We start from the raw sequence: 12,583 nt of genomic DNA on the forward strand, positions 1-12,583 counted from the left end.
ACGATCTGCCGACGGTAGCTTGACGCCCGACAAATTCATCGGTGCGAGACTAGGAAGTTCGATCGTTGTGAAGTGGTTGTCCTCGCGCACCGTGCGTCGCGTACTCGCCGTCTGTGCCCCCGTCGTGCTGGCCGTAGTCGTCGCCGTCGCCTATTCCTTCTTCGACGAGTGGACCGGTAAGAACGGCGGCAAAGCGCCTGGTACGGCAAGCGCGGCAACGATTTCCGGCAAGGACATCACCGCACTGCTCGGACAGCTCGCCGAGGCGCCCGAGGAATCGATGGACGGCTACAGCCGCGAGAAGTTCCCGCACTGGGATACCAACAAGACCGAGCACGGCTTCGGCCCCGACTACGCGCAATACAGCAAGTGCACCAGCCGTGACGTGATGATGCTCCGGGACGCGACGGGCTCGGTCGAACTCGACCCGAAAACCTGTAAGCTCACGGTCGGCCGGGACGGCGGCTGGCGCGACCAGTACGGAATGCTGGATTCCAAGACCGGAAAGCTCAAGCCCTACAAGTGGATGACCGATCCGGCCGGCGTCGATGCCGACCACATCGTCCCGCTGGCCGAGGCATGGCGCTCGGGTGCGAATAAGCGCGACGAAGATACCCGCCGCCGCATCGCCAACGACGCCGTCAATCTCATCGCCTCCGATCCGTCGGCCAACCGATCCAAGGGTGATCAGGACGCCGCGAGCTATCTGCCGCCGGGGAATTTCCGGTGTGGCTATCTCGAGCATTACGTCAAGATCAAAGTAAAATACGCGCTGACCGTTGATCCCGCCGAACACACCGCCCTGCGCACCGCCGTCGATGACTGCGTCCGTCGAGGAGAGTTCAAATAAGCGACATCATCGAGATTTCCGCCAAGGCGGCCGTCATGACCGAAGAGGAAGGGACGGTCTCCGGCGCGCTCGATGTCACCGTGGATGACGCGGGTAAGGGTCTGGTCCGCTATCGCGATACCGAGACCTGGTACACCATCGGCAACCTCGAGGCGAACCCACCGCGCACCTGGACCAGCGTCGCCCAGCTCGCGGCCGCCATCGAAGCCACCGCCGGAACCCGCGACGCGGCGGGCAATATCGTGCCCTTCGAGGCCTGACCGCCGAGTCACGTTCCCGCCGCGCGGAGTTCCCTGATCCCGTGGCCCTACGGCATCGTGATGACGACCTTGCCGAACGGATTGTCGTCGCGGAAGTAGCGGTACGCCTCCACCGCCTGGTCCAGCGGAAACGTCCGGTCGATGACCGGGCGCATGCGATGTTCGGTGATGGTCCGGTTCATCGCCTCGAAATCGTCGCGGCTGCCGACCGCGATCCGGCGGATCCCGAGATACGGTCCGACGAACGGATTCTCGAGCTGCTGGCCCTTCGACAGCTGCGTCGCGCCGATCATCGTGATCATCGCGTTGTATCCGGCGGAGCGCACCGATTTCGACAGGGTGGGCAGCCCGACGGCCTCCACCACATGTTCGACACCGTTTCCGTCGGTGAGTTCGAGCACCTTCTCGTCCCAGTCGGGCGTCTCGCTCCGGTCGACGGTCTCGTCCGCACCGAGCTTGTGCAGTCGCTCGGCCTTGTCCGGGCCCGAGGTGATCGAAATGACCCGGGCGCCCAGCATTTTCGCGTGCTGCACGGCGAACAGCGCAACGGTGCCGCTACCCACGGTCAGCACCGTCTCACCGGGCCCGACCGGCGCCGGTTTGGTCAGCGCCGCCCAGGCGACGACTCCCGCGCAGGTCAGTGTGGCCGCCTCGATATCGGTGAGGTGGTCGGGCACATGCACCACCGAATCCTCTTCGATCACTGCGTAAGTGGCCAGCATGCCATTGTGGTTTGCGCCGTACTGCTCGGCGACGTGCGCCAGCCGCTGCGGCCCGCTGACGTAACGCACGAAGTACGTCGCGGTCACCCGATCGCCGAGTGCTGCGCGAGTCACGTTGTCGCCCACGGCGATAACCTCTCCCACACCATCGGAGAGCGGAACGATGCCCGGGGTCGCGGGCAGCGGATAGATGCCGTCCATCAGCATCAGGTCGCGCCGGTTGAGCGAGGCCGCCCGCACCTTGATGACCACCTGATTCGGTCCGGGCTCGGGCACCTGCTGCTCCCGAACGGTCAAACCGGCCAGGCCGTGCAGTGGATCGAGTTGGTAGGCAATGGCATTCATGGTCTGCTCCCTGAGTTGTCGGTGGACGCTCGCTACGCCCTCGGTCATCGAACGCCTTCGATGAACTGATGGTCAGAGGTGATGCGGCCATCGGAGTCGAGGCCGATCACCTCATAGCCGCCGCCCGCGACGGAACCGTCGGCGCGCGCCACCATCGACCAGGGCAGGCCGATCAGACCGGCGGGCAGCCACGTGGCCGTGCCGACCTCGAAGACGTATTCACCGGATGCCACGAACATCTCGTAGGCCCGGTCCACTCGTGCCGCCATCGCATCGTGGCCGCGCACTTCCAGGGCGGGCACGGCGAAGTTCAATCGCGTGGCCGCCTCTCGGATCTCCACCGGCGGATCGACCAGCGTCTGCGCGCCGGACGGCGCCCAGATCTCGTGGATCAGCTTGCGGCGCAGTTCCGGATCGGGCTCGTTCCACTGGGCCATGTAGCGCTCGGCGAAGTGGGTCAGGTCGTTGTCATCGAATTGCTTGCTCATGACACTGAGTTTTGCGAGTGCGGCGCGGCGGCGCGATTCCCTCCAGGGAATGACGCCGATGACGCACCGAGGTGGTTCGGTCATTCCCTGCGAGGAATGGCGCGGGACCATGGGGTCGGATATCACTGGAGGCATGACCACGGTGGTAGAGCCAAGTCCGTTCGCGCAGCAGTTGCGGCACTGGCGAACGCAACGGCACGTCAGCCAGCTCGACCTGGCCATTCGCGCCGACACCAGCCAGCGCTATCTGAGCTTCCTGGAGCAGGGGCGCTCCCGCCCGGGACGCACCATGGTGGTGCGGCTGGCCGAATCGCTCGAGCTGTCGCTGCGCGAGCGCAACGCCCTGCTGCTCGCCGCGGGATACGCCCCGATCTTCCCCGAATCCGACCTGGACACACCGGAATTGGGCCCCGTCCGGACCGCGCTGGAGCGCATTCTCGACGGGCACCTGCCCTACCCGGCCGTGGTCACCCGCCCCTACGGCCGATTGGTCGCCGCCAATGCCGCCTTCGACATCCTCACCGAGGGTGCCTCCGCGGAACTGACCACCCGGCCGATCAACGTGCTCCGCCTCGCCCTGCACCCCGACGGACTGGCCCGACGGGTGCACAATCTGCCCGAATGGGGCCGCCACGTCACCGAAAGCCTGCGCGGCAAGGCCCTGCGCAGCCCGGACCCCCAGCTCGACGAATTCATCGCCGAGCTGGAAGGCTATCTCCCCGATGTCAACCCGGGCCCCGACCACCTCGGCTTCGCCGTCCCCCTCCGCCTGAGCAGCCCCGAGGGCGAACTCCGCCTGATCACCACCATCACCAGCTTCGCCACCGCGGTGGACATCACCCTCTCCGAACTCCACCTCGAAGCCTTCCTCCCCGCCGACGACCAGACCGCCGAGATCCTCCGCCGCCGCGCCGACCAACGCCGACCACCCGGCTAGCGGCGATTACGCGCTGCTCACCACGTGCGACCGGCGGCTCGCAACTGGTCGTACACCAGGTCGATGTGCGGGCGGGAGGTGGTGCCGGGGCGGCGGACCAGGAAGCCGGTGTTGATCGGCGGATCGGCGGGTTCGAGTAGCGGGACCAGGGTGCCCGCGGCGAGTTCGGGGGCGCAGAGGTAGCGCGGCAGGACGCTGATGCCCGCGCCCTCGGCGACGGTCGCGGTGACGGCGCGCAGGTCGGCGACGACCACCGCGGGTTCGGCGGAGAGGCGCATGCCGAATACGTGTCGCCAGTAGCGGCGCAGGATCGGGAGGTCGGCGGAGTAGCTGATCAGGGGTAGGCCCGCCAGGGCGGCCGGTCCGTCGATGCGCAAGCGGGTGGTGTCGATGCGCTCGGCCAGGTCGGGTGCGGCGACCAGGACGAATTCCTCGTCGGCGAGCGGTTCGGCGACCAGGGCGCGGCCGCGCGGGCGCACCGTGGACACGATGAGGTCATAGTGTCCGGCGCGCAGCCCGGCCAGCAGTTCCTCGGACAGGCCCGCGGTGACGGTCAGTCGAATACCGCGCGCGATCAATGGCGCGAGCGCCGGAAGTGCCTGCACCGCAAGCAGTTCGGCGGGTCCGGCCAGGCGCACCGGCGGCTGCGGCACCGGTGCGGCGGGCACGGCCCGCCCCGCGACGCCATCGAGTGCGTCCAGCGGCCCCGCCACCCGCGCCGCCAACTCCACGGCCGCCGCGGTCGAAACCACCCCGCGCGGCAACCGCTCGAACAACCGATACCCCAGCCGCTTCTCCAACGCCTGCAACTGGGTCGTCACCGTCGGCTGCGACAACCCGACCAGCCGCGCCCCCGCCGTCACGGACCCCGCCCGATGTACCGCCAGGAACGTCCGCAGCTGATTCAGATCGAGATTGCCATCGGAATCCCTATCGCCCACCCACCAAGTCTATTTCTCTCCCGATGCTCGAGGCGAACCCGAGCGTCAGCGCGGCCGCACGGCAGCGAGCACTTCCGGCCCACGGTCCGACAGCCGTTGCTCGGCGAGGCGAGCACCGAGGACCGCGCCCATGATCCCGATCGCGATGCCGAGCGGCAGCGCCAGCCACTGCACGGCGATGAGGTCGGAGACTGCGCCGATGATCAGCACGATCAGTACCGGGATGACCGCGATCAGCTGACCCAAACTGGTGGTGACTTGGACCAAAGCCTTTGCGCAGCCGGGATTTCCGGAGGAGGCGAAGGGGTTTCCCGTGCGTGGCGGTAGCGGGTAGGGCGCGGTGACCGAGAGGAATACCGCACTACCCGCGCCGACACCGAGCACAGTGAACAGCAGCGACAGCGTCCACGGGTACATGGCCCAGCGGCCGAGCGCACCCGGCAGCACCAGGGCGAGCAGCAGCGTCGGCAGGCCGATCACCAGCAGCAGGGCCAGCAGTCGCCCGCGCACATCGGCGCGCACCGCACTAGGTGTAACCAAGGTCTGCCACAGCGCGGTGCCGTCGTAGCCATAGAGATTATTGGCGGCCAGCCCCGCGAACCATGCCGCGGTCACGCCAGCGAACACCACGCCACCGGAGCCATCGCCCTGTATTGCCGGAAATACCGGAAGCAGCAACCCGACCAGCAATACCGGCAGCAGTGCCGCGCGCCGTCGGCTATCGCGTGACCAGGTCCGCAACTCCTTGACCACCACCGCGCCGACCGGGCCGGACGGCCGCACCCGGCTCAGCAGCATCCCACGCCCGGCAGCACCGGACGTCGCCCCCATCGGCGCGATCAGCCGCCGCCGCAAAAGCACCGACCATGCCTGCCACAGCACCGCCGTCAGTGCGAGCAACCCGGTGAGCGCGAGCAACGCGAACACCCAGTCGCCACGCGCCGCGGCGGCCACCGCGGTCGGCGCCCATCCGGACGGCAAGGCGCGCAACAGATTTGCCAGCCAGGGTGCCGATTCGCGCACCGCTTCCACATGATTCAGCAGGAAGCTCATCGGATAGTAGGCCAGCCCCGCGAGACCCGCGAGCAGCACTCCGAGGTCGCGTCCCCGCCGCGAGCGCATGGCCGCGCCGATCCAAGCCAGCACCACGCGCGAGAGCACCACCACGAAAATCAACTGCAGCACCACACCGACCAGCGCGACCGCGGCCGCACCCCAACTCAGTTGCACCGCAAGCACAATCAGCCCTGAAAAGGCGAGTAGGTTGATCACCGGCGCGGGCCCGCCGAAGGCCGCGGCCAATAGCCCGGTGGCCAACTGCCGACTGCTCAGCGGCAGCAGCCGCAGATGTTCGGGCTGCACGGTCTCGTCACTGGTGCCCATGAGCACCGGACCGCACAGCCAGCCCAGCGTCCAGATCCCATACCAGGCGGCGGCGACGGTGATACCACCCGCCACATCGCCGTCCCGGACCGCGAATGCCGTGAGACCCGCTGTGCCGAGGGCGAATACGAGACCGATGACGATCCCGCTGACGAACGTGACCCCCTGCCAGCCATTACCCAGCGCCCGCTTGGTCAGCAGCAACCGCATCCGAATCAGGACGCCAACCACGACAACCCGTCCTCCCCGCCGACCCGGCCACCGACCAGCTGCACGAATGCCGCCTCCAGGGTGCTGCCCCCGCGCACCTCGTCGAGGGTCCCCGCGGCCACCACCCGGCCGGCGGTGATCACCGCGACTCGGTCGCACAGGTTCTCCACCAGCGCCATCACATGACTCGACAGCACCACCGCACCGCCCGCCGCGACGAATCGCTGCAGAATGGTGCGAATCGTGGTCGCCGACACCGGATCCACCGCCTCGAAGGGTTCATCGAGCACGAGCAGTTTCGGCGCGTGCAGCAGTGCCGTGGCCAACCCGATCTTCTTGCGCATGCCCGCGGAGTAGTCGACGACGAGAGTGCGTTCGGCGCCGGTCAATTCGAATACCCCGAGCAATTCCTCGGCCCGTTCGGCCACCGTCGCCGGGGGCAGGCCGCGCAGTAAACCGGTGTAGGTCAACAACTCGCGACCCGTCAGCCGTTCCGGCAGCGCCAGCCCGTCCGGCAGCACGCCCGCCAAGGTCTTCGCGGTGATCGGATCGGCCCACACATCGACGCCGAAGATGTGCGCCCGTCCGCCGTCCGGGCGCAACAGCCCGCAGGCCATCGACAGTGTGGTCGTCTTGCCAGCGCCGTTCGGGCCGACCAGCCCGAAGAACGAGCCCGGCGGCACCGTGAGGCCGACATTGTCGACTACCCACGGCCCGCCGAAGCGCTTGTACAGCCCGGTTAGTTGCAGTGCAGGATCGGTGAGCACTTATCCCCCCTGGTTCTCGATTCCCATTTCCTACCTTACGGACGGCGTGGCTGTCGGGTTCGAAACCGGAACCAAAGCGCTGCCTGCCCCCGCACCCGGGGACAGGCAGCAGCTCCCTACACCCCCGAAGCAGCCAACTCCCGCTGCACCGGCGCATCCCAATCGATCCGATACCGCTGCTCGACGCCCATGGTCTTCTCCGGGTCCATCCCCTTGATCAGCAGCGGCATCAGCAACGACATCATCCGGCGCGCCACCGGCCCGGGTGTCTTGCTGTGGTTGATCTTGCGCGCCCGGGCCGCGACACTCTCCACCCGTGGCCGCCGCACCCCTTCATATGCGGCGAACGCGGAGCCGTGATCGGGCAGGTCCCGCAGGCACCGCGCCAGCTGGACCGCACTCTCGATGGCGAGCGAGGCCCCCTGGCCCGAACTATTGGACGGCGCGTGCACCGAATCCCCGACCAGCACCATGCGCCCCCGATACCAGGTCGGCACTGGCGGCATAATGTGCAGCGCCCCAGTCGTCTCCAGGTTTTCGGCGGTGGTCAGGCGGGCGAATTCGCCGCCCGGGGTGTCCTCGGCGTAGGTCTCCCGCAGGATTCGCACCCAGTGCTCGGCGGGAACCGCCCGCGCCTCAGTCAGCGACAGATACTCCTTGTGCGGCAGGTTGGCGCCCCACATGATCTTGTCGCCGACCGCTCCGTAGAGGTAGTACGCCTTCTTTCCGAATGCGAAAACCATTGTCTCCGGGGGAAGTTCGATATGGTTGTCGACCATCGCACCGAATCCGATCATCCCGGTGTACTCGGGTCCCGGATTGCTCGAATCGATGAGACCGCGCACTGTGGATCGAATGCCGTCCGCGCCGATCAGCACATCTGCCGTGGCGGTACTGCCATCGGCGAAATGCGCGGTAATTCCGTCGGCATCCTCCTCGACACTGACGAGGCGCTTGTTGTACTCGAAGGGAATGCCCGTGGCGACCGCGTGGTCGTGCAGCGTCCGGTGCAATTCGTTGCGGTCGACCATCTTCAACGATGGCACATCGGGCATTTCCGGCATCTCCAGCATTTTGCCGCCGACCGACATCTGCGTACGCGATATCGGACTCGCGATCGCGCGAATGAGGTCGCCAGCGCCGACAATGTCAAGGGCGGCAACACCATTCGGTGCCAACGCCAGCCCGCTGCCGATGCCGAAGGTCGGACCCGGATAGGCCTCGTAGACACGGGCGGCAATGCCCGCCTTGTGCAGTGCGGTGGCGGTGACGGGTCCGGCGATACCGCCGCCGATGACGATGGCTGTTTCTGTTTCGGACATGGGTGTACTCCAGTTTTGTGCGATACGGGTTTCTTCGAAGCCCGAACCGACCGCCGCACCGCACACCCAGTTATCCTGTGGTTGCCAGCCTTGTGGCCGGGTGCGCGCATGCGGACGCGGTTCGAGACGGTTACATCGGGCTCGGCGGCGGTGTTGCCGCACCCCGCCGGGCCTGGTCTCAACGCGGGACGTCTATTCCGTCATCCCCCTTTCCACCAGCTCCGTGACCTCGGCGGGCGTCATGCCGACGGCATGCATATGCCGCCACAGATCGACGCCGGGAAATGCCCCCGCGGCGATCTCGTCACGCAGCGATGCGGCCCACGCCGCCTCGGCTTCCATCATCGCCACGCCGTATTCGGCTTCGATGACGAACAGTCGGGGCAGGTTGGTCGCCGTGAGTTGCTCGAGTTCTCGGCGCGCAGCGTCGATGGTGCGGCTCAGCGCGCCGATGCGCTGGCCGAGTAACTCGACGACCTCATCGGGCGGCAGCGCCGCCACGACGGAGAGTCCGGCGATGAACCGGTTGGGTTCCGGTTCCGGTTCGGCGATCAGTTCCCTTGTCCAGTCGGCCATTTCGGCCCGGCCGGCATCGGTGATCGCATAGATCGTGCGCTCCGGCCGAGCGCCGTCGCGCTCACTGCCGACGACCTCGAGGAAGCCCGCCTTCTCCATGTTCTGCACGACGGTGTAAAGCGAGCCCCACTTGATGTCCATATCGCGGTCCTTGCCGCGCTCACGCATCTTCGACGCGATTTCGTAGCGGTGCATCGGCCGTTCGATGACTGTCGCGAGCACCGCCAGCGCCAGCAGATTGTTCACCTTGCGCTTCGCGACCACGGGCACCTCCATTACTCGTATACGAATATACGTCCACGAGTATTCGTGCACAAGTACGCGCGGCAGCTTTTGCACGATGGCGGGACGGCGCGTTCCAGCAGCACCACGCGGTCCGCGGACTCCGACACCGAAAAGCCCTCGATCCGTCGCACCCACTCGGGCGCCATTGCGGCCGTCCAGCGACACGGCAGCGAATCATCGCGGGGCCACCTCGGAAGCACCGCGTCCGGCGGTGGCCGATCCGAACGGCGCGTCGCCCTTCCCCCGGAACTTACTCCAGAGTAAGGTCGGCTCATGGCGTGGAAACCGACAGAGATACCCGACCAGAGCGGGCGCACCTTTATCGTCACCGGGGCCAATGGCGGCCTGGGCGTCGAGACCACCACGGTGCTGGCGAACAAGGGCGGCACGGTCATCATGGCATGCCGCAATGTCGAGAAGGCGCAGCCGATCGCCGACCGGATCGACGGTGATGTCCGAGTCGAGCAACTGGATCTGGCGGATCTGGCCTCGGTGCGCGAATTCGCCGACAGGACCGGCGAATTCGATGTGCTCATCAATAACGCCGGTCTGATGAACGTTCCGTTCTCGCGCACCAAGGACGGATTCGAAACCCAGTTCGGCGTGAACCACCTCGGACATTTCGCACTGACCGGACTGCTGCTCGATCGCCTGCGCGACCGGGTGGTGAGCCTGGCGAGCATCGCGCACAAGCAGACCCCGAAGCTCTGGATCGACGATCTCAACTATGAGAACCGCCGCTACCAGCGCAACCTCGCCTACGCCCAGTCCAAGCTGGCGAACCTGATGTTCGCTCGCGAACTGCAGCGGCGGCTGACCGACGCCGCCTCCACCAAGCGCTCCTACGCGGTGCATCCCGGCGTCTCCGCGACCGATCTCTTCGCCAGGACCGAGACCCCGCTGGACCGGATCAGCAAGCCGTTCATCCGCATTATCGGTCATCCACCGGCCAAGGCCGCCCACTCCACCCTGTTCGCGGCCACCATGCCCGACGCCGACCCCACCATCTACTGGGGTCCGACTCGTTTGTTCCAGAGTCAGGGCCCGGTCGAGCCCTCGCCGTCGAGCAAGCTGTCGAACAACGCGGAGCTGCAGCGCCGCCTGTGGGAGGAATCCGAGCGGATGACCGGAATCACCTACAAATTCTGACGCGCTACCTGCTCCTACGTGCCGTGTAGTAGACGGGTACCGTGGTAACCGTGTCCGCTCCACCCCGCCGCTCGGCACACAATCGCCCGGCCCTTATCGTGCTGGTGATCGTGGCCGCCCTCGCCTGCCTGGCGTTGGGTTGGTGGCAGTGGCAGCGGTTCGAATCGGCCAGCGGTACCGGCCAGAATCTCGGCTACGCACTGCAGTGGCCGCTGTTCGCCGGATTCGCGGTCTTCGCCTACTTCCGGTTCGTGCGGCTGGAGACCGAATCCGAGCCGGAGGAGAACGCGCAGGAGCCGAAAGCCGAGCAGGCCCCTGCGAGGACAGCGGCGAGGCGGACCGCGAAACCCGATGCGCCGCGCGAGATTCCGGCAGGTCTGCTGCCGGAACGTCCGAAGGCCATCCGGGACGAAGACCCCGTGCTCGCCGAGTACAACAAGTACCTGGCCGAGCTACACGCCAAAGACATCGACCAACATGTCCGCGAGGCGGGCCTACACGCCCGCGACACACAGAGGAGCGCCGGTTGACCACCAGCGAGAACTCAACCGAATCCGCCCAGACGCTGACGACCGAGTCGGCGGCGCAGCCAAGCGCCCCCACCAGCATCGCGAAGATCAAGCCCGCGCTGCTGCGCTACCGCGTCCTCGCCTGGACCACCGGCCTGTGGCTGTTGCTGCTGACCGGCGAGATGATCGCCAAGTACGGCTTCGATGTGCACACCCCGAACTGGATCGCGGTAGTGCACGGCTGGGTCTATTTCGTCTACCTGCTGGTCACCGCCGACCTCGCGGTCAAGGTGCGCTGGCCCATCCCGCGCACCGTCGGCACGCTGATCGCGGGCACCATCCCGCTGCTGTCCTTCTTCGTCGAGCACGTCAACGCGAACAAGGTCAAGCGAGACTTCAACCTCTGACCGGCCCCGCGGGCACCTGATTCAGGATTCGGCCAGCGCTGCCAGGGCAGGGAGAAGCTGGGTGAGCGCGCGACCACGATGGGACACGGCGTCCTTCTCGGCGGGAGACAACTGAGCAGCGGTGATGTCACCACCAGCCGGGACGAACAGCGGGTCGTATCCGAAACCGCCGTTGCCCACCGTTTTCCGACCGATCGAGCCGGGCCATTCACCGCGCACCACGGTCTCGGCGCCGCCCGGAACCGCCAGCGCGCAGGTGGACACGAACCGTGCGCCGCGCCGCTCGTCCGGTACATCGCCGAGTTGGGCGAGCAGTAGGGCGTTATTGGCGGCGTCGTCGCCGTGCGCCCCGGCCCAGCGCGCGGACAGCACACCGGGCATCCCGTTCAACGCATCCACCTCGATGCCGGAATCGTCTGCGACGCAAGGCAATCCGGTGGCGGCCGCACCGTCGCGGGCCTTCGCCAGGGCATTCTCCTCGAATGTCGCGCCGGTCTCGGGCGCCTCGTCGTAGGCGGGCACATCGTCGAGCCCGACGATCTCGATGCCCGCGACACCCGCGTCGGCGAGAATCCGACGCAGTTCGTTCAACTTCTTGGCATTGCGGCTGGCGACCAGGACGCGGCGCGACATTACTTCCTCTTCGACTCGGACGGCTGCGGCAGCACGCCCGGATACGGCAGCGCCAGCGCCTCTTTCTGCATCACGAACAGCTGCTCGCATCCGGCCAGTGCCGAGTCGAGCATCTTGTCCAGGGTCGAGCGCGGGAAGGTGGCGCCCTCACCGGTGCCCTGGATCTCCACCAGCGTGCCGGTGTCGGTGGCGACCACGTTCATATCGACCTCGGCGCGCGAATCCTCCTCGTACGGCAGGTCCAGCCGGACCCTGCCGTCGACGACGCCAACGCTCACCGCGGCGATCGCACACGAGATCGGCTGCGGGTCGGCCAATCCACCCGCCGCGCCGAGGTAGGTAACCGCATCCGAAAGCGCGACATACGCACCGGTGATGGCCGCGGTTCGAGTTCCGCCGTCGGCCTGCAGCACATCGCAGTCGATGGCGATGGTGTTCTCGCCGATGGCCGCCAGATCGATGCACGCGCGCAGCGACCGCCCGACCAACCGGCTGATCTCCTGGGTGCGCCCGCCGACCTTGCCCTTCACCGATTCCCGCCCGCTGCGAGTGTGCGTCGCCGCGGGCAGCATCGCGTATTCGGCGGTCAGCCAGCCGAGTCCGGAATCGCGACGCCACGGGGGCACGCCCTCGGTGACGCTCGCGGTGCACATCACCCGGGTCTGCCCGAACTCCACCAGCACCGAACCGGCTGGATGCGTGGTGAAGCCACGGGTGATCCGTACCTCGCGGAGTTCATCATCCGCCCTGCCATCAGCTCGTCTCGACACGCGCCAAGCCTAGTCACATGGCCTGCCGC

At 67.1% G+C, this 12,583-nt stretch carries 15 protein-coding genes; 6 read left to right on the top strand and 9 right to left on the bottom strand.

Annotated features, from left to right (window positions below):
* The first annotated feature begins 67 nt into the window (after window positions 1-67).
* Window positions 68-850 (top strand): HNH endonuclease family protein, encoded by a 783-nt coding sequence (locus ACHQ4I_RS07150; protein WP_420770897.1) that lies wholly within the window; start codon window positions 68-70, stop codon window positions 848-850.
* Window positions 851-885: 35 nt separating this feature from the next.
* Window positions 886-1,110, top strand: coding sequence for a hypothetical protein (locus ACHQ4I_RS07155; RefSeq protein WP_420770898.1), 225 nt, complete (start codon window positions 886-888; stop codon window positions 1,108-1,110).
* A gap of 47 nt (window positions 1,111-1,157) precedes the next feature.
* Here the strand turns inward: ACHQ4I_RS07155 and ACHQ4I_RS07160 are convergent, their stop codons facing one another.
* Together ACHQ4I_RS07160 and ACHQ4I_RS07165 are read right to left on the bottom strand one after the other, a co-directional pair.
* On the bottom strand, window positions 1,158-2,177 hold the full coding sequence (locus tag ACHQ4I_RS07160; RefSeq protein WP_420770899.1) for a zinc-dependent alcohol dehydrogenase family protein: 1,020 nt from the start codon (window positions 2,175-2,177) through the stop codon (window positions 1,158-1,160).
* 44 nt (window positions 2,178-2,221) lie between these two features.
* On the bottom strand, window positions 2,222-2,665 hold the full coding sequence (locus ACHQ4I_RS07165; protein WP_420770900.1) for a hypothetical protein: 444 nt from the start codon (window positions 2,663-2,665) through the stop codon (window positions 2,222-2,224).
* Between the two features lie 133 nt (window positions 2,666-2,798).
* On the opposite strand from ACHQ4I_RS07165, the gene ACHQ4I_RS07170 reads away from it, so the two are divergent.
* Window positions 2,799-3,602 (top strand): helix-turn-helix domain-containing protein, encoded by an 804-nt coding sequence (locus ACHQ4I_RS07170; RefSeq protein WP_420770901.1) that lies wholly within the window; start codon window positions 2,799-2,801, stop codon window positions 3,600-3,602.
* 17 nt (window positions 3,603-3,619) lie between these two features.
* Here ACHQ4I_RS07170 and ACHQ4I_RS07175 read toward each other — a convergent pair whose 3' ends face one another.
* From ACHQ4I_RS07175 to ACHQ4I_RS07195, 5 genes are all read right to left on the bottom strand, one after another.
* A complete protein-coding gene (locus ACHQ4I_RS07175) occupies window positions 3,620-4,543 on the bottom strand; it encodes a LysR family transcriptional regulator (protein WP_420770902.1) in 924 nt (307 codons plus the stop codon).
* Window positions 4,544-4,588: 45 nt separating this feature from the next.
* Window positions 4,589-6,157 carry a hypothetical protein gene (locus ACHQ4I_RS07180; protein ID WP_420770903.1) on the bottom strand — a complete coding sequence of 523 codons (1,569 nt, stop codon included), beginning with the start codon at window positions 6,155-6,157 and terminating at the stop codon, window positions 4,589-4,591.
* Window positions 6,142-6,903: an ABC transporter ATP-binding protein gene (locus ACHQ4I_RS07185; protein WP_420770904.1), complete on the bottom strand. Its 762-nt coding sequence runs from the start codon at window positions 6,901-6,903 to the stop codon at window positions 6,142-6,144. The genes ACHQ4I_RS07180 and ACHQ4I_RS07185 overlap by 16 nt, the downstream gene beginning before the upstream one ends.
* Window positions 6,904-7,019: 116 nt before the next feature.
* Window positions 7,020-8,225, bottom strand: a complete 1,206-nt coding sequence (locus ACHQ4I_RS07190) for an FAD-dependent oxidoreductase (RefSeq protein ID WP_420770905.1) — start codon at window positions 8,223-8,225, stop codon at window positions 7,020-7,022.
* Window positions 8,226-8,417: 192 nt separating this feature from the next.
* Window positions 8,418-9,077 (bottom strand): PadR family transcriptional regulator, encoded by a 660-nt coding sequence (locus ACHQ4I_RS07195; RefSeq protein WP_420770906.1) that lies wholly within the window; start codon window positions 9,075-9,077, stop codon window positions 8,418-8,420.
* A 282-nt stretch (window positions 9,078-9,359) separates the two neighbouring features.
* Between ACHQ4I_RS07195 and ACHQ4I_RS07200 the strand changes: the two genes are divergently transcribed.
* From ACHQ4I_RS07200 to ACHQ4I_RS07210, 3 genes are read left to right on the top strand one after another with little or no spacing between them, the layout of a single operon-like run.
* Window positions 9,360-10,235, top strand: coding sequence for an oxidoreductase (locus ACHQ4I_RS07200; protein WP_420770907.1), 876 nt, complete (start codon window positions 9,360-9,362; stop codon window positions 10,233-10,235).
* A gap of 41 nt (window positions 10,236-10,276) precedes the next feature.
* Entirely contained in the window at window positions 10,277-10,765 is a 489-nt protein-coding gene (locus tag ACHQ4I_RS07205) for a transcriptional regulator (protein ID WP_420770908.1), read from the top strand.
* Window positions 10,762-11,151, top strand: coding sequence for a DUF3817 domain-containing protein (locus ACHQ4I_RS07210; protein WP_420770909.1), 390 nt, complete (start codon window positions 10,762-10,764; stop codon window positions 11,149-11,151). Before ACHQ4I_RS07205 ends, ACHQ4I_RS07210 begins: the two co-directional genes overlap by 4 nt.
* A gap of 21 nt (window positions 11,152-11,172) precedes the next feature.
* On the opposite strand, the gene rdgB is transcribed toward ACHQ4I_RS07210, so the two are convergent.
* Both rdgB and rph read right to left on the bottom strand, forming a co-directional pair.
* On the bottom strand, window positions 11,173-11,784 hold the full coding sequence (rdgB, locus tag ACHQ4I_RS07215) for an RdgB/HAM1 family non-canonical purine NTP pyrophosphatase (RefSeq protein ID WP_420770910.1): 612 nt from the start codon (window positions 11,782-11,784) through the stop codon (window positions 11,173-11,175).
* Window positions 11,784-12,554, bottom strand: a complete 771-nt coding sequence (gene rph, locus ACHQ4I_RS07220; RefSeq protein WP_420770911.1) for a ribonuclease PH — start codon at window positions 12,552-12,554, stop codon at window positions 11,784-11,786. Before rph ends, rdgB begins: the two co-directional genes overlap by 1 nt.
* Between the last annotated feature and the right edge of the window lie 29 nt (window positions 12,555-12,583).

It is taken from the genome of Nocardia nepalensis (assembly GCF_048910785.1).
Lineage (GTDB): Bacteria > Actinomycetota > Actinomycetes > Mycobacteriales > Mycobacteriaceae > Nocardia > Nocardia nepalensis.

Coding starts and splice junctions, on each gene's coding strand:
- ACHQ4I_RS07170 (WP_420770901.1), top strand. CDS start 2,799: ATGACCACGGTGGTAGAGCCAAGTCCGTTCGCGCAGCAGTTGCGGCAC.
- ACHQ4I_RS07190 (WP_420770905.1), bottom strand. CDS start 8,225: ATGTCCGAAACAGAAACAGCCATCGTCATCGGCGGCGGTATCGCCGGA.
- ACHQ4I_RS07160 (WP_420770899.1), bottom strand. CDS start 2,177: ATGAATGCCATTGCCTACCAACTCGATCCACTGCACGGCCTGGCCGGT.
- ACHQ4I_RS07165 (WP_420770900.1), bottom strand. CDS start 2,665: ATGAGCAAGCAATTCGATGACAACGACCTGACCCACTTCGCCGAGCGC.
- ACHQ4I_RS07200 (WP_420770907.1), top strand. CDS start 9,360: ATGGCGTGGAAACCGACAGAGATACCCGACCAGAGCGGGCGCACCTTT.
- ACHQ4I_RS07195 (WP_420770906.1), bottom strand. CDS start 9,077: ATGGAGGTGCCCGTGGTCGCGAAGCGCAAGGTGAACAATCTGCTGGCG.
- rdgB (WP_420770910.1), bottom strand. CDS start 11,784: ATGTCGCGCCGCGTCCTGGTCGCCAGCCGCAATGCCAAGAAGTTGAAC.
- ACHQ4I_RS07155 (WP_420770898.1), top strand. CDS start 886: ATGACCGAAGAGGAAGGGACGGTCTCCGGCGCGCTCGATGTCACCGTG.